At 62.1% G+C, this 16,156-nt stretch carries 16 protein-coding genes; 9 read left to right on the top strand and 7 right to left on the bottom strand.

Going from position 1 to position 16,156, the window contains the following annotated elements; all coding sequences use genetic code 11:
- Window positions 1–104 precede the first annotated feature (104 nt).
- The 5 genes from QMA15_RS13805 to QMA15_RS13785 all read right to left on the bottom strand — a co-directional run bounded on the left by QMA15_RS13805 (window position 105) and on the right by QMA15_RS13785 (window position 4,286).
- The gene (locus QMA15_RS13805; protein WP_021343597.1) at window positions 105–1,499 is read right to left on the bottom strand and encodes a HAMP domain-containing sensor histidine kinase; all 1,395 of its coding nucleotides are present in this window, start codon (window positions 1,497–1,499) and stop codon (window positions 105–107) included.
- Window positions 1,496–2,194 (bottom strand): response regulator transcription factor, encoded by a 699-nt coding sequence (locus QMA15_RS13800; RefSeq protein ID WP_020906944.1) that lies wholly within the window; start codon window positions 2,192–2,194, stop codon window positions 1,496–1,498. The genes QMA15_RS13805 and QMA15_RS13800 overlap by 4 nt, the downstream gene beginning before the upstream one ends.
- Before the next feature lie 75 nt (window positions 2,195–2,269).
- Complete coding sequence (locus tag QMA15_RS13795; protein WP_019747602.1) at window positions 2,270–2,911, bottom strand: phosphatase PAP2 family protein; 642 nt, start codon at window positions 2,909–2,911, stop codon at window positions 2,270–2,272.
- A 2-nt stretch (window positions 2,912–2,913) separates the two neighbouring features.
- Window positions 2,914–3,498: a M15 family metallopeptidase gene (locus QMA15_RS13790; RefSeq protein ID WP_019747603.1), complete on the bottom strand. Its 585-nt coding sequence runs from the start codon at window positions 3,496–3,498 to the stop codon at window positions 2,914–2,916.
- Window positions 3,499–3,608: 110 nt separating this feature from the next.
- Window positions 3,609–4,286, bottom strand: coding sequence for a helix-turn-helix domain-containing protein (locus QMA15_RS13785; protein ID WP_070796127.1), 678 nt, complete (start codon window positions 4,284–4,286; stop codon window positions 3,609–3,611).
- 151 nt (window positions 4,287–4,437) lie between these two features.
- On the opposite strand from QMA15_RS13785, the gene QMA15_RS13780 reads away from it, so the two are divergent.
- Both QMA15_RS13780 and QMA15_RS13775 read left to right on the top strand, forming a co-directional pair.
- Window positions 4,438–5,274, top strand: a complete 837-nt coding sequence (locus QMA15_RS13780; RefSeq protein WP_097387592.1) for a class I SAM-dependent methyltransferase — start codon at window positions 4,438–4,440, stop codon at window positions 5,272–5,274.
- Window positions 5,271–6,662, top strand: coding sequence for an FAD-binding oxidoreductase (locus tag QMA15_RS13775; RefSeq protein ID WP_029537867.1), 1,392 nt, complete (start codon window positions 5,271–5,273; stop codon window positions 6,660–6,662). The genes QMA15_RS13780 and QMA15_RS13775 overlap by 4 nt, the downstream gene beginning before the upstream one ends.
- A 27-nt stretch (window positions 6,663–6,689) precedes the next feature.
- Here QMA15_RS13775 and QMA15_RS13770 read toward each other — a convergent pair whose 3' ends face one another.
- Window positions 6,690–7,889, bottom strand: a complete 1,200-nt coding sequence (locus QMA15_RS13770; RefSeq protein WP_020969081.1) for a serine/threonine-protein kinase — start codon at window positions 7,887–7,889, stop codon at window positions 6,690–6,692.
- Between the two features lie 227 nt (window positions 7,890–8,116).
- Between QMA15_RS13770 and QMA15_RS13765 the strand changes: the two genes are divergently transcribed.
- From QMA15_RS13765 to QMA15_RS13735, 7 genes are all read left to right on the top strand, one after another.
- Window positions 8,117–9,037: a hypothetical protein gene (locus tag QMA15_RS13765; protein ID WP_290284953.1), complete on the top strand. Its 921-nt coding sequence runs from the start codon at window positions 8,117–8,119 to the stop codon at window positions 9,035–9,037.
- Complete coding sequence (locus QMA15_RS13760; RefSeq protein ID WP_290284951.1) at window positions 9,034–10,587, top strand: DNA polymerase Y family protein; 1,554 nt, start codon at window positions 9,034–9,036, stop codon at window positions 10,585–10,587. The genes QMA15_RS13765 and QMA15_RS13760 overlap by 4 nt, the downstream gene beginning before the upstream one ends.
- Before the next feature lie 164 nt (window positions 10,588–10,751).
- Complete coding sequence (locus QMA15_RS13755) at window positions 10,752–11,597, top strand: alpha/beta hydrolase (protein ID WP_020906951.1); 846 nt, start codon at window positions 10,752–10,754, stop codon at window positions 11,595–11,597.
- A complete protein-coding gene (locus tag QMA15_RS13750; protein WP_020906952.1) occupies window positions 11,584–12,339 on the top strand; it encodes an alpha/beta hydrolase in 756 nt (251 codons plus the stop codon). Before QMA15_RS13755 ends, QMA15_RS13750 begins: the two co-directional genes overlap by 14 nt.
- A gap of 67 nt (window positions 12,340–12,406) precedes the next feature.
- Window positions 12,407–12,748 (top strand): DUF6292 family protein, encoded by a 342-nt coding sequence (locus QMA15_RS13745; protein WP_092763793.1) that lies wholly within the window; start codon window positions 12,407–12,409, stop codon window positions 12,746–12,748.
- Between the two features lie 45 nt (window positions 12,749–12,793).
- Window positions 12,794–14,431 (top strand): sulfatase-like hydrolase/transferase, encoded by a 1,638-nt coding sequence (locus tag QMA15_RS13740; RefSeq protein WP_279163707.1) that lies wholly within the window; start codon window positions 12,794–12,796, stop codon window positions 14,429–14,431.
- An 87-nt stretch (window positions 14,432–14,518) separates the two neighbouring features.
- Window positions 14,519–15,475 carry a R2-like ligand-binding oxidase gene (locus QMA15_RS13735; protein WP_019747614.1) on the top strand — a complete coding sequence of 319 codons (957 nt, stop codon included), beginning with the start codon at window positions 14,519–14,521 and terminating at the stop codon, window positions 15,473–15,475.
- A 9-nt stretch (window positions 15,476–15,484) separates the two neighbouring features.
- Here the strand turns inward: QMA15_RS13735 and QMA15_RS13730 are convergent, their stop codons facing one another.
- Window positions 15,485–16,123, bottom strand: coding sequence for an HD domain-containing protein (locus QMA15_RS13730; protein WP_020969087.1), 639 nt, complete (start codon window positions 16,121–16,123; stop codon window positions 15,485–15,487).
- Window positions 16,124–16,156: the final 33 nt, after the last annotated feature.

Below are 16,156 nucleotides of genomic sequence, written 5' to 3'. Positions count from 1 at the left end.
GTCAAACGTGGGGGGCCCAGGGTGCGAAGTGTCCACCCCTTCTCGAGCGAACGGTACGACGATCGCCTTGGGTGCGCCGAAAGGTACGTTCGCTCGGGAAGGGGTCAGCGATGGGGCAGGCGAACCGTGAAGATCGTGCGCCCGTCCACCTGGTCGACGCTGATGGTGCCGCCGTGCAAGTGCACGTTTTCGACGGCGAGGGAGAGCCCGAGTCCGCTGCCCTCGCTGCGTCCGCGCGCGGTGTCGACCTTGTAGAACCGCCGAAAAATCGCCTGCCGGTCTTCGGGTGAGATGCCGGGGCCGTGGTCGACGACGGTGATGACGGAGAAACCGGGTTCTGCGCTCAACTCGACGCGAACCGGAGGCGCTCCGTGGCGCAGTGCGTTGCCGACGAGGTTGGCGACGACTATGTCGATTCGACGCGAATCCACTCTGGTGCTGACGTTTTCGGGTGCACGGAGTTCGACGGTTTCTGTCCAACCTCGGCTCTCGAGTGTGCGCTCGGTCAATTCGACGAGGTCGACGTCGTCGAGGACGAGACGCGCCTGTTGTGAGTCGTGGCGCGACATTTCGATCAGATCTTCGACAAGTCGAGTGAGCTTGCCGATCTCACTGCTCACGATGCGCGCTGCAGCGGCTGCGTCCGGCGGAAGATTGGGGATCTCTTCGCGGAGGATTTCGCTGACCGGAACCAATGCCGCCAGCGGCGTTCGAAGCTCGTGGGAGACGTCGGCGACAAATCTTCTCGACTGCTCTTCCGATTCTTCCAGACCTCGGATGACCGCTTCGTTGCGAGCGACCATGTTGTTGAAAGTTGTTGTGACCTGGGCAAGTTCGGCTACTCCGTCTTCGGGGAGCCGGACGCTCAGGTCGCCGTCGGCGGCGCGGGCGGCGGCCTCGTCCAGGCGTTTGAGCGGACGGACCAGCGTCGACGCGATCCAGAGTCCGAGCAGACCGCTCACCAGCACACCCGCCGCGAGGGTGAGACCGACTGCTCGAAGCAGGTCGTCGAACTTGTCCTGCACCCCTACCAGCGGCCGGATGGTGACGGCTTTGACCAGTGTCTCGTTGTCGTAGCCGTCGTCTGCAGTCATGTCCACGACATTGACCGACATTCCCAACATGATGCGCTGGGAGTCGAGTCTCTCGAAGCGGATCAGTTTGGGACTGTCCAAACCCTCTTCGAAGCTGGGTGGGATCGTTGCCGCATCCACTGATCCTTGACGAATGACTTCGCCGTCGACGATCAGAGTCATGTCGGACTGGAAGATCTGGTCGAGGGTGTCAGGTGTCAACCCGTCTACCGGCGGTCCGTTGCTGTACTGCAGTTCGTCGCGAAATTGTGCCGTTGCCACGTCCTGAGCGTTGGAATAGATCCATGACCGCGCCATGAACGAGACGACGCCTGCGGTTGCCCCGGCGATGATCACGACGATTGCGATGAACACGAGCACGAGCCTGGTCCGAAGACCGTCGACCCGAAGCCAGGTCGGTCTCATCGGGCCGGGCTGGTGTTGAAGCGATACCCGAACCCGCGCACCGTTTCGATCACGGTCGGTGCGGCTGGGTCGTCCTCGATCTTTCCGCGCAGCCGCTGCACTGCTGCATCGACGATTCGTGAGTCGCCCAGGTATTCCTGGTCCCAGGCTGCGGACAACAACTGCCTGCGGCTGAGAACCTGTCCGGGGTTTTCGGTCAGCGCCAGTATCAGTCGGAGTTCGGTCGGAGTCAGGGTCAGCAGCGTCCCGGCTTTGCGTACCTGCAATGACGACCGATCCAATTCCAGGTCGCCGAACTTCTCTGCGCCCGGCGCCACATCTGAACGCGTCGTTGCGGGCGCCGAGCGCCGCACGACGGCTTTGATCCGAGCATCGAGGACACGCGGACTGGCCGGTTTGACGACGTAGTCGTCGGCACCGGCCTCGAGGCCCGCAACAGTGTCGATGTCGTCGGATCTGGCGGTCAAGATGATGATCGGGATCGAACTGCGCGTACGGATGCGTCGACAGATCTCGTAACCGTCGGCTCCTGGCAGTCCGAGGTCGAGTAGGACGAGGTCGGTGGAGCCGAGGACGTCGTCGAAATCGCCGTTACCGTCGGGCCGATGGCTGACGTTGTGCCCGAGTCGGTTCAGTCCCAACGTGATTGCCTCGGCTACCGCTGGATCGTCTTCTATGAAAAGAATGCTCACCATGCGCTCACCTTGGACTCGCCATGATCAGGGGCCTTCTGCGGTCGGAGGAATCTCGGTCAGCCAAGGGTACAGGGGTCACACTTTCGAGAGCCGTTCGTTGCCTGAGTCCGCCAGTACTGCGTGCCGTGCGACGCTGGTGTTCAACGGAAATGCCGACACGGCGAGGGTGTAGCAGCCGACGAGCAGTAGCGCACCGATCACGTCACTCGGCCGGTGCCATTGCAACACGACTACCGAGATCGCGGTCCCGATGGTGATCAGCGCACCGTTGACTGCAACGACTGCCCGCCACCTCGAGGGTGTGACGAGCACGATCGCGCAGACCAGAGCAGCGATGGCCGTCAGCGTGCCGCTGGGGAAGGAATTGTGCATCACCAGGCCGTTCAGGTCCGGTCGATCCAACGATTGTTTGAGAACCCAGGCCGTCGTGATGGGACCGAGGGTCACGACGACGACGCGTAGGGCCAGCGCAATCGGGTTGTTGCGCAATGTGATCATGAGTGCCACGAGCACTCCTCCCACTATCAGTATCGGAGTGACGAGGCCGATGAACTCGGTGGAGAACACACTGAGTCCTTCGGAAGTGGCCGCGCCCACCATGAGTTGTTGGTCGACGATCTGACCACCAGTAGTGTTGACTGCCAGTTCGAATTCGACGACTCCGAGGATCAGGAGTGCCAGTGCGGCAATCAGTCTCGCGGGTTTGACTCGAGTCATGATCAGCCTTCCGCTCTCTCGTCCGAAGGGTTGCTCAGTTGGGGCGGGCATTCCCCGCCGGGAGTGGTTGCCAATTCGAAATGCCACATCTCGTTGGCATAGGTCTGACAGAGGCCGTAATCATTGCCGTGCTGGATGAGCCAGTCGTCGGCGTCGGTCGGTCCGATGTCGACGGCTTGTCCGCTGACATGCTTCGACAGGCTCGGGGAGTGCACCCATTTGGACGCTTCGTTCATGCTGCCGTACTTGACGACGGCTTCGTCGAACAGTCGCTGTTGGTATGCGGCGGACCGCCAACCCGAGGTGACGTGCATGTTCACTCCGGAGGCCTGTGCGTCGGCCGCTGCCGACTGCAGCGCCGCGAGCAGTGCGGAATCGAGACGGGCCAGTGCAGGTACATGGGTATCCTGCACGCTGATGCCGTCCTCGATCTCGCCGCCTGCAGGTCCTGAATCAGGCTGAGTGGCAAGGTAATTACCACTCTTGGGCTTTGCTTCTTCTGTGTACGAGCATGCGCTGAGCGTGAGCGCACCGAGTACGACTGCACCGAGTGCGGCGAGGCGGATTATTCCGCGGTGGCTGGGCATACAACAGAGACTGCTCGGTCAGTGTCACCGTCAGGTGGTCGCCGTTCGTCGACGGTGTCACGGTCTGAAACAGCTCTGTAACAGGACGGAACGGGGCTGGTGAGCGCGCTTTACGCGGGGCGCGGGATCGATGCGAAAGTCGACAGTTCGAACCACGAAGGCAAGCTACGACGCAACGCCGTAGGCCCCGAAATGGTGACGTCACCTGACCGTATGGCGTCCGACCAGGTCAGGTTACCGCGCCAGATCTCGGTCATCGATCGCAAGCCGGCAGAGACCGACACCGCAACGTCGAAACCCGGATCGATATCGCACATGTCCACCTCCCCGGAATTGATGACGAGCCACCAGTTTCGCGAATGTTCACGCACGCCGGAGAAAACGAAGTGCACCACGGTCTTTCCGTCGGGAACCACGGAGTGATCCACGCGTCGATGCATGTCCCACAGCAGCAGTTTCGGATCCAGGTCTTCATCGCCCAGCTCGCCGATCCACCTGGTACCCCAGATTCCGAGAGCTTCGACCACAGGGCGCAGTTCTCGGCCCGCGTCGGTCAATCGGTAACTGACGACGCAGTCGGTTTCTTCTCGCTCCACGATGCCTGCGATCGCGAGTTGGTGCAGCCGCGTGGAGAGCAGAGTCGGTGACATTCGCGGAAGTCCGCGTCGGAGATCGTTGAAATGGTCGCTTCCCATCATCAGTTCGCGCAGGAGAAGCAGCGTCCACCGCTCGTCGAGTAGCTCCATCGCCTTGGCGACGGGGCAGAACTGGTGGTACGAGGACCCCATCACTCGATCGTAGGCCTCTGGAGTGCTCCGGTACAGATTTCGTACTGGAGCGGAGTGAACCGTCGTCGTAGCGTCGAAGTAACGGCATGAATGTTGTCGGGCTCCGAGGTTGTTGGGCTCCGAGTACCAAAAATATTGAAGGAGAACGGTAATGAGTGAATCGACGGAAACGCTCGGGCTGGATCGTGAGCTGAAGGCCAAGCATCGGGCCATGTGGGGTCTCGGTAACTATCCGGCGGTGGCCACGCAGGTCATTGCGGAACTCGGGCCCGTACTGGTCGGCGAGTGCGGTGTGCAGAAGGGTGACCGCGTGCTGGACGTCGCGGCGGGGTCCGGCAATGCCGCCATTCCGGCGGCCGCGCTGGGTGCGCAGGTGATTGCCACTGACCTGGCTCCCGAATTGTTCGTAGCGGGTAAGGAGGCCGCTTCCCTCGCCGGAGTCGAATTGGACTGGCAGGAGGCCGATGCCGAGGCTCTTCCTTTCGGCGACAACGAGTTCGACGTGGTGCTCTCGTGCGTCGGTGTGATGTTCGCACCGCATCATCAGCGCGCCGCGGACGAACTTGTGCGAGTATGCCGACCCGGCGGAATGATCGGAGTGCTGAGTTGGACTCCGACGGGATTCATCGGCGAGATGTTCAAAACGATGAAGCCGTACGCACCGCCGCCGCCTCCTGGTTCGCAGCCGGCGCCTTTGTGGGGCGATGAGAACCATGTTCGTGATCTGCTCGGCGATGTTGCCACGAGGAAAGACGTACTTCGTGTGGACACATTCAGCGGGCCGGAAGAGTTCCGTGATTTCTTCAAGAAGAATTACGGGCCGACCATCGCGGTGTACCGGAACATCGCCGGAGATCCCGACCGAACGCAGGCGCTGGACCGCGCTCTGCTCGAGTTGGCGGAAAGGTACGGCAGCGGAAGCGAACCGTTCACGATGGAGTGGGAGTACCTGCTGGTCACCGTGACACCCGATAGGGGAGGTGCGTGATGACGACGGTCGAGTTCGCGCCACTGAAATCGGCGATCACAGGTTCTGTGTTCGGCCCCCGAGATCCGGAGTACGACGACGCCAGATCGATCTGGAACGGGCAGATCGATCATCGTCCGGCGGTGATCGCCAGGTGCCGGTCGGCGTCGGATGTGGCTGTGGCACTTGCATTTGCCAGAGCCCATTCGTTGGAGGTTTCGGTCAGAGGTGGCGGGCATTCCTACCGAGGCACATCGGTGTGTGAAGGCGGAGTGATGATCGATCTCAGTGCGATCAACGTAGTCAGCGTCGCCCCGTCAGCGAAGCGAGCCAGGGTCGGTGGTGGTGCGACGATCGCCGACCTCGACAAGGCGACGCAGGAACACGGGTTGGCGGTGACCGGCGGAGTGATCAGTGATACCGGCGTCGGTGGCCTGACACTCGGTGGTGGCATGGGGTGGTTGACCCGCACGCTCGGCCTGGCGATCGACAATCTGGTGTCGGCAGAGGTGGTGCTCGCCGACGGTTCGATCGTTCGAGCCTCCGAGAACGATCACAGCGACTTGTTCTGGGCACTGCGCGGTGGCGGCGGAAATTTCGGAGTGGTCACCGAGTTCGAGTACCGTCTGAGCGAGATCGGTCCGGAAGTGCATCTGGGACTGTTCTTCTGGGGGATGGAGGACGGACCCGCAGCGCTTCGTCTGTGCCGCGAGGTAGTGCCTGCCCTGCCGAGAAATGCGGGTGCGATGGTTGCCGTCAGTTTGTCCGCGCCGCCGGCGCCGTTTGTCCCGGATCAATTTCACCTACTGCCCGGATACGCGTTGCTGGTAGCCGGTTTCGGATCGGAAGTAGAACACTCGAACGCGATTGCGCCGATTCGAGAGGGCTTGCCGACGCTTTTCGAGTTCGTCACTCCGATCCCGTACGTCGGCTTGCAGTCGATGCTCGACGAATCGGAACCGTGGGGTGCGTACGCCTATGAGAAGGCTTTGGACCTGGTGGATTTCTCCGACGACGTGATCGATGTTCTGACCGAACAAGCGGGCAAGAAATCGTCGCCGATGTCCTTCATGCCGATCTTTCCGCTGCAGGGAGCTTTCACTTCCGTCGGCGAGGACGACACAGCGTTCGGTGGTTCTCGCACACCGCATTACGTGTGCAATATGACGGCGACGGCCACCGATGCCGGGACGCTGGAATTGGATCGATCGTGGGTGCGTGAGACCTGGGAAGCCTTGCGTCCGTTCTCGTCCAACCAAGGCGGGTACGTCAACTTCATGACCGACGTCGACGAGGACCGAGTGCGAGCTTCCTACGGCGCGGGGAAGTACGCGCGGTTGTCCGCAGTCAAGGCGAAGTACGACCCGGACAACGTGTTTCACCTCAATGCAAATATTCTGCCTGCGTGAAGCTTGTGCTCAGACCGTGAACACCAGTCAGGCCGTAAACACCAGGATGACGACGATCAGTGCGGCCAAGATGATGACGGCGACCATGCCGGTCATGGCGAGGGGAGCCCACGCGACTACCTTGTCGCGGGTGCTGGCATCGGTGGGTCCGGTCGGTATCCGCGGCGGCCAGGAGAACATGTCCATCGGACTGGGAACGTTTCGCAGTGGCGTGTTCTGTTGCACTGCAGGAAGTCCGGTGACCGTGGAGCCGGTCAGGCGATTGCGGCGGTGTGGGTCGGCGAGTTGTGTGGTGCGGTGAGCCCAGGCCGGCACGGCGCCCTCGGACGAGTAGACGGGAGCGTCGATCAACTGATCGATCGTGCCGCCGCCGGTCGCGGCTGCGGCGAGCGCGTCGCGTGCCTGAGCCATCGTCGGCCGACGGGTCGGGTCCGGCTCGAGGAGCTGAAGGAGAACATCGGTGAGCGGTCCAGACTTGGTGGGTCGGTAGATCTCGGCCTTGGCGACACGATGCAGTAGGGCGATAGCGTCCGAGTCGATGCCGAAGGGCGGTTGGCCCTCGATCACCGTGTAGAGCGTCGACCCGAGTGAGAAGACGTCGCTGGCCTCGGTGGGGTCGTCGCCGCGGGCAACTTCGGGTGCGAAGTACGCGGGAGTGCCGGTGATGACCTCGTCCTGGGTGTCGGACACGTCGCTCTTTGCGCGGGCGATGCCGAAGTCGCTGATCTTGACGGTGCCGAGGGACTTGCCTCGGTCGGCGATCAGGATGTTGCCGGGTTTGATGTCGCGGTGGACGATGCCGGCGGCGTGCGCTTCGGTGAGTGCCGCAGCGATCTGCGCGCCGATCTGCGCGACTTCGAGTGGTGGCAACGTGTCCGCCAGGTTCATGGCCTGGGCGAGGCTGCGAGCCGGGAAGTACTCCATGACCAGCCAGGGTTCGCCGGACTCGATCGCGACGTCGTACATGGCGATGGAGTGGGGATGGGTGAGCTTTGCGGCGTTCCTGCCCTCGCGCAATGTACGTTCACGGACCTCTTCGGCCGTTTCGGTGTCGAGGCCTTCCGTGCTTGTGACCTGTTTCACCGCGACGTCACGGCTGAGGAGGGTGTCGCGGGCCAGCCAGACGGCGCCCATCCCTCCGTCGCCGATCTTGGAGCGGAGTCGGTACCGCCCCGCCAGCAGGTATTCGGGCCCGATGCCCCTCCCGGTCTGCTCTTGAGCTGTCACATCTCAAGGTTAATGGATTGATGCCACTGTGACGCTCGAGGCTCCTGTGAACTGGGTTTTTGGCTCTGCTTGACGTGTCGGGGGTGACACGGTTTACTGAAAACAGTTCGAAAATATGTTCGAAAGTGCTGTTCGTTGGATGCATGTCAGACCCGACTTCCCCGCGGTTTGCCGGCTGGTTATGGATTGCTGCCGAGTGAGTTTTTCCGGTGTTCCGGAGGATGGGGATGACCGAGGTGACCGAGTTGGTAGAGCTGTCGGCAGATGCGGCGGGGTTGTCCCGTCAGGATCGGCTGGCACAGCTTCGCCGACAGATCGCGTCCATTCCCTCGCGAGGCGATACGTCGTTTTCAGGACCGAGTGTTTCCGGGCCCGGTGTTTCTGTGGCCGGTGTTCCTGTGGCTGGTGTTTCCGGGACAAGTGCAGCGGCCTCCGAGAGTGTTGCCGACCGGGACAGGCCGGTCGTGGACCGTGCGCACAAAGCCGGTGTCCTCCCGGTGCCGGAGGGTATCGCCGCATTGTTACCGCAGGGCGGTTTGGTGCGGGGAACCGTGGTGTCCGTCGAGGGTGCAGCGTCCTTGCTTTTGGGATTGGTCGCGTCGGTGACGGCGTCCGGAGGACATGTTGCAGTCATCGGGCAGCCTCGACTGGGATTGCTGGCGGCGTACGAGATGGGTGCGCAACTGGAACGTCTGGCACTCATTCCGGCGCCTGGGCCGGATCCGGTCGAGATCGCCGCCGTGCTGCTCGACGGTATGGATCTGGTGATTCTGGGATTGGCGGGTGCGTCGGTATCCCCGTCGCGTGCTCGGGCGGTGGTCGCACGTGCTCGGAGCAAGGGCTCGACTCTTGTTGTCACCGAAGGTCACTGGGACGGAGCCGAGGTTCGGTTGGACGCTCGGGTTCATGGCTATGGTGGGTTCGGTCAGGGCCGGGAGTTGGGGCGTGGACGGCTCAGTTCCCTGAGCCTCGCGGTTCGTGCTCGGGGGCGCTCGTTCCAGCCCCGGACCACGCGTCTGGACATCTGCAGTGCAGCCGGGCGGGTCGAGTGGGTACCTTCTCGGCCGGTCGAGGATGTGTCGTCGCAGGTGATGTCGGAGCAGGTGATGTCGGAGCAGGTGGTGTCGTCGCAGGTGGTGTCACTGTGAGCAGAGTTCTGGCGTTGTGGTGCCCGGACTGGCCGGCGGTGGCAGCGGCAGCGCTTGCCGATCTTCCGGCCACACATCCCGTCGCGGTCACTTCGGGTAATCGGGTGATCGCATGTTCGGCGACGGCTCGTGCGGAGGGAGTGCGACGAGGCCTGCGCCGACGCGAGTCGCAGGCTCGCTGCCCGGAACTGTATGTGGCGATGGCAGATCCGGAACGCGATGCAAGATTGTTCGAGTCGGTGGCCGCGGCCATCGACGCGGTGGCACCGGGCGTCGAGGTACTCCGTCCTGGTTTGTTGGTGCTCAGCGCGCGTGGTGTCAGTCGGTACTTCGGTTCTGAGGAAGCTGCGGCGGAACGATTGGTGGATCAGGCATCTGCTGCGGGTGTCGAGAGTCAGGTGGGGGTGGCAGATCAGCTGTCCACGGCGGTCATTGCCGCGCGCCGGGCAGCGCTGGTGCCGCCGGGGGAGGGGGCACAGTTTCTGGCGCCGCTACCCATGCCGGAGTTGGCTGCCGAGCCCAGCCTGTCTGCACCGCATCGCGGGGAGTTGGTGGATCTGCTGCGCAGGCTCGGGATCAGAACCATCGGTGCTTTTGCGGATCTGCCGGCAGTGGACGTCGCTTCGCGTTTCGGTGCCGATGCGGTGCTCGCGCATCGTGCGGCGCGCGGTGAACCCGAACGGCCACCGTCGGCGCGGACACTTCCGCCGGACCTGGAGGTGGAGCAGCATTACGATCCGTCGATCGAGCGGGTGGATGCCGCAGCGTTTGCCGGGCGCGCCTTGGCGAGTCTCCTGCACGACAAGTTGTCTGCTGCCGCGGTGGCGTGCACCCGTCTGTCGATTTCGGCCAGCACGGGTAACGGTGAAAATCTTTCTCGGACTTGGCGTTGCGCCGAACCTCTGACGCCGGAGGGAACGGCCGATCGAGTGCGATGGCAACTGGATGGCTGGCTCACCGGGCGCAGTGAGACCCGGCCAACCGCAGGCATAGCCGTGTTGCGTCTGGAACCGGTGGAGGTGGTCAGTGCCGGCGCTTTGCAGTTGGGGCTGTGGGGCGGTGTCGGCGACGAGGAGGAGCGAGCCAGGCGAGCATTGGTGCGCGTGCAGGGTCTTCTGGGTGGCGAATCGGTTCAGGTCGGTGTCCTGAGCGGAGGTCGAGGGCCCTTGGAGCGAATTACCTTGTTGCCCTTGGGTGACGAGCGGGTAGCTACCCATGATCCGACAGCCCCGTGGCCGGGCCGTCTGCCACAACCGTCTCCGGGGTCGATCTTTGTCGACAATCCCAAGGTGTGGCTGGGGGATGTGGCCGGTAACGCCGTGTACGTCACTGAGCGCGGTGTCTTCAGTTCGCAGCCGGGAAGGCTGAAGTGGGGGAGCAAGGAATGGGCAGTGCAGGGGTGGGCCGGGCCCTGGCCGGTTGACGAGCGATGGTGGGACGCTGCCTCGGCACGCACGGCGGCGCGGGCTCAGGTTCTGTTGGAGGAATCGCGTGCGCTGCTGATGATCTGTGAAGGCGGTGGATGGTCGGTGGAGGGTGTGTACGAATGAGCTCGCAGGTATAGCCAGCTGTACCCGCCTGGTCGAGTCGACTGTACGAACAGTAGGGGCGTTGGCACCATCGTCATGCCGTCGCTCGGCTCCTAGCGTTGATGACATTCAAAAAGTAACCGTTGCAATGATTCTCACCGTTGCAACTCTTTACGAGGAGTGTCATGAAAACGGCGGGCCGACCTGAAGTTTCCGGAACCGATCGACTTCACTACGAGCAGACGGAGCTGCACGACGCACAACTTCTGGCGTACGACGAGTCTGGCGAAGGCCGGATCGTGGAGGTGTTCGGCGATGTCGCCACAGCCGAGCACATCGTCATCTTCGTGCCGGGCAACGACAACGGATTGGGAAACTACTTCGACGAGAACCGTCCGACCGGACCACGAGCGAGCGGATGGACACTGGGAAGAATGCTCCGAACGCTCGGACCGAACGATCACGTCGCGGTGATCGTGTGGGTCGGTTATCGGACGCCGTGGGGATTTCTCGAGTCGTTCTCGCGGACACTCGCAGAACGCGGTGCGATCGATCTGGCGCGATTGACACGCATCCTGCCGCATTCGGCGCATGTGACGCTCGTCGGACACAGCTACGGGGCCGTGGTGTGCGGACTCGCCCTCCCGTCGGCGCGAGTAGACGATTGTGTGGTGCTCGGTAGCCCGGGGATGGGGACCAGTTCTCGCGAGGACCTGTGCTTTGCCGGAAATCTCTGGGCCGCGCTGGGGCCGTCGGACTGGATTCGGTATTTCCCACGCGTGAAGATCGGTCGCCTCGGGCACGGCCCGTCTCCAGTTCGGGCGCAGCACGGAGCTGTTGTTTTCGACACCGGTGCCATTCGAGGGCATTGTGGATACTTCGCCGATGCAAGCGAGTCGCTGCGCAACATCGCGAGGATCGGGCTCGGTCGCTACGACGAGGTCACGCGGCCAGGGCAGTTGCCGCCTCGGCTGACAGCTTCAGCAATCCACGAGGACAGGTCTATCCTGGGAACTCGTGAGTGTCGCTAACGTACGAAGTGCCGGCGGGGTCCAGATCAGCTACCGCGATTCCGGCTCGCATCCCAGTGTTGCCGATCTGCCTCCGGTAGTCCTCGTGCACGGAATGGGTGGCGACAGCGGTACCTGGGACAAGTTCGCGCGGACCTTGCGATCACGCAACCGGCGAGTTGTCTCGGTCGATCTTCGCGGCCACGGCCGGAGCGCTCGGGCGTCGTCGTATCTGTTCGACGAGTTCGCCGACGACGTCATGGACGTGTGTGATCATCTCGAACTCGATCAGGTGGATCTCGTCGGCCATTCGCTCGGCGGGCACGCGGCGTCGTTGATCGCGCAGAAACGACCCACCGTGGTGCGGAAGTTGGTCATCGAGGAAGCGCCGTTGCCGCTACGCACAGGTGACGCAGAACAGGTATTCGCGAGGAAATTGCCGAGTGTGCCAGAACTGTGGCATGCAACAACAAGTCTGGTTCGGCACCCGCGAGCTGCGCTCACGTTCGATCGCTCGATGACGCGGTCCGCGCTCGAGCAGTTCCGCCGACCGGATCCGCAGTGGTGGGATCGGTTGCCGCTCATCGAAGCTGACATGTTGTTCCTGCGTGGAGGTCTGGGCGGGATGGTGGATCCCGATCGCCTCGACGCTGTTGCAGCCACCGTCGCGCGCTGCGAATTGGTCTCGTTCCGTACCGGCCACAGTGTCCATCGCGACGGCCATCGCCAATTCGAATCCGTTGTGTTGCCGTTCATTTCCTGAAAGCGCAATACTCGATCAGTTCCGGCAAGAACCCATCCGCTACGCGTGCGGCACCGAATGTACTTCCATGCATACCAACGGCAACGACTGGTCCCCACACGAATACGTCGACGCGGTAGCACGATCCGTTCACGGTGAGACCGTCCGATGGCCGCAGGGACCGAGTATGGATGCGGTGATCGTTCTGCCAGTTCATGCCCGAAACCATCCGGGGAAGAATGCGGTTCTGCTCTGGAATCACGACTTCGGTTGGTCGTGGGGTGTCGAGGAGGCTGACGTGCGAAGGACGATTTCGATTGTCGACCCTCTCGGTATCGGCCGGACACCGGATCCGCTGCGCTGCGCGGATCGAGTCATCGAACTGATCAGCGCCGAGGCAGTTTGCTCGCGCATGTGTAGCGAACACTGATTCGGTCAACTCTGGGGCCACAACGCCTCCGAGAGGACGACGCCCGTGAACACAGAGAACGTTCCTGCCTCGCACTGTCATTCATTGCCGCGCCGGACGTTCCTCGGTGGCGTCGGTTCTCTTGTCCTCGCCGGAGTGGCAGACGTGGCAACCGGCGCGGCGAGCGCGGCGCCGGCGAAAGCATCGCCCGCCGATCGGTTTCCGCAGAAACCCAACATCGTTGTCATCATCACCGATCAGGAGCGCCGGCCGATGTATTGGCCGCAGGGCTGGGCTGATCAGAATCTGCCCAACCGCAAGAGGATTGCCGATCACGGGCTGACGTTCGACCAGGCAGTGTGCAATACCGCGATGTGCTCGCCCAGTCGTAGTACGTTCTTCACCGGCCTCTTTCCCGCGCAGCACGGGGTCACCAGAACCCTCACCGAAGGCGGCACTGTCTCACCCACCGAGCCACAGTTACAAGTCTCCGAGCAGAACATGGCAAAGCTGCTGGCGTCGGCCGGCTACAACGTTCAGTACCGGGGGAAGTGGCATCTGAGCAAAGGCGTCGAGGGTGGAGATCCGACAAGTGACGATGTAGCGGGATTCGGCTTCGAAGGGTGGATTCCCCCCGACGCGGGTCAGGACACCAATCCGGACCACTTCGGTGGCGGGTGCGCCGACCATGATCGCCGTGTTGCCGAGGAGGCAGTCGATTTCCTCTCCGGATCTGCGGTCACATCCGGGCAGCCTTGGGCGCTCATCGTCTCGTTCGTGAACCCACACGACGTCCTCGCGTACCCCCAGACCTGGAATGCGATGAACGGAACGTGCGACAACTATGGATCGGACGCGCCAGGCGCCTTCGAGCAGGGGATCGACTTGCCGCCCACTTTCGACGAGATCCTGGCACTCAATCACAAACCGACAGCGCAGGTTCAGTCGGAATTGCTACTCGCAGCCGGGCTCGGGCCGCTGCTCGGGCCTGATCAGGCACGCAACTACATCAACTTCTACGCCTACATGCACAAGGTGGTCGACGAACACATCGGCAGCGTGCTCGACGCGATCGAAGCCACCCCGCAGATGCTCGACGACACGGTGATCGTACGGATGTCCGATCACGGAGAGATGGGGATGTGCCACGGAGGTTTGCGGCAGAAGGTGTTCAACGCCTACGAGGAAACGCTGCGCGTTCCACTGGTCATCAGCAACCCCCTGCTGTTTCCCGAACCCGTTCGCACAGACGCCTTGGCGTCGTTGATCGACGTGATGCCCACTCTCGCCACTCTCGCCCAAGCGCCAGCGCGTGAATCGTGGAACTTCTCGGGTACCGATCTGACACCGGTCATCATCGACGCTGCCGCCTACCCCCACGGTCCCAGCGCGCAGGTTCAGGACACGATTCTGTTCACCTACGACGATCAGAATTGTGCGACGCCCGACGGTCAGAACATCGTCACGCAGCCCAATCACATCCGCTGCATCCGGGAGAGCCGGTGGAAGTACACGATGTACTTCGATCCTGCGGGAGTTGCTGCGCCGCAATACGAACTCTACGACTTACAAGCCGACCCCTTGGAACTGAACAATCTAGCCAATCCGCTCAATATCGGCTCGTATCGGCCGGATCTGGCGGCTCAGATGAACGCCAAGCTCTTCGCAGTGATGGAGACCAAGGGCGTTTCTCTGAAGGAATAGATCGAATTTCGCCAAAACTGATTCACGTTTCAGTTCTGCGGGCATGCTGATGGGGCATCTGTCTTCGGTTCGGGAAGAAGGAATGTCATGACTGTCACCTCGCCGGGGCGAGAAGGTTTCAGTACTCTTCGGTCGGGAGGGTTGAACTGGGATTCGTTCCCACTCCGATTGTTCACCAAGGGAAATGCCAAATTCTGGAACCCAACCGACCTCGATTTTTCCCAGGACGCTCGTGACTGGCAGGAGCTGACCAGCGAGCAGCAGCGCAGCGCCACCTTCCTGTGCGCGCAGTTCATTGCCGGTGAAGAAGCCGTCACCGAAGACATTCAACCGTTCATGAAAGCGATGTCGACCGAGGGGCGATTCGGCGACGAGATGTACTTGACGCAGTTCTGTTTCGAGGAAGCCAAGCACACCCAGGTCTTTCGGCTGTGGATGGACGAAGTGGGATTGACCAGCGATCTGCATTCCTACGTCGCTGACAATCCGTACTACCGGCAACTGTTCTACGAGGAGTTGCCTTCGTCGCTACGCATTCTCGAGACGGATCCGAGTCCGGTCAACCAGGTGCGTGCCAGCGTCACGTATAACCACGTCATCGAGGGCAGTTTGGCGTTGACGGGCTACTACGCCTGGCAGAAAGTCTGTGCGACGCGCGGAATCCTGCCTGGCATGCAGCAATTGGTGCGAAAGATCGGTGACGACGAGCGACGGCACATGGCTTGGGGGACGTTCACCTGCCGAAGGCACGTAGCTGCCGACGATCACAACTGGGACGTCGTCCAGCAGCGGATGGGTGAACTCATGCCCATGGCACTCGGAATGATCAACTGGGTCAACGATCAATTCGAGGTGCAGCCGTTCGGTTTGGACAATCAGGAGTTCCTCGAGTACGCCGCAGACCGTGCGCAGCGCCGACTTTCGGCGATCGAGTCCGCGCGCGGGCGCGACGTCGCCGAGATCGACCTCGACTATTCGCCGGAGACCCTCGAGGAAAAGTTCGGGGCGGAAGATGCCGCTGCGATGAGTGAGGCGGCCAAATGACAGCGAATTCTACTGGGGCCAAGCCGAGTTCTGGATGACCTCGACAAAATCGATGTGCCGAAATCCCGGCACAAAATGTTCGAGTACGTCAGCGTTGACCGTCCCGAATGTACTTTCGGGACGGTGCTTGAAGCCTTCGGTGAAAGCCTTCAAGATCTGATTCTTGAAATCCGGGCGCGGGTGAGCCGCGGTGACGGCGTCAATGTCGGCCTGGTCGAGTTCGCTGTATCCGATTCCGAGTACATCGGTCTCCACACCCGCTGTCACCAAGGCGATTTCGGGTTCCAATCGGGAGGGGATCTCGGGCGTCGTGTGCAGAGCGATGCCTTCCCACACTGTGCGGATGTCGGTTTCGTCGACTCCGTAGCCGGTGAGGAATCGCCGCGCTTCGTCGGCGCTGTCCAATTCGAAACGTGACGTACTGTCCCGGAATTTCTCGGTGAGCCCCAGGTCGTGGAACATGGCGCCGACGTAGAGCAATTCGGGGTCGGCCTGCAGACCCAGACGCGCTCCTTGAAGCGATCCGAAGAGGAAGACACGTCGCGAGTGGTGAAACAGTAACTCGGACGCCGTATCTCGTACCAGCTCGGTGGCGTCGGCAGCCATCTTCGAATCGGGGATTTTCACACCGGCAATGATCGTGGTCATCGGTACCTGCTCTGCTCGTCGTTGCTGCGAATT

It is taken from the genome of Rhodococcus sp. APC 3903 (assembly GCF_030407755.1).
Taxonomy (GTDB): domain Bacteria; phylum Actinomycetota; class Actinomycetes; order Mycobacteriales; family Mycobacteriaceae; genus Rhodococcus_F; species Rhodococcus_F erythropolis.
The sequence above is the reverse complement of the archived record's forward strand: the minus strand, read 5'-3'. Positions and strand labels throughout refer to the sequence as shown.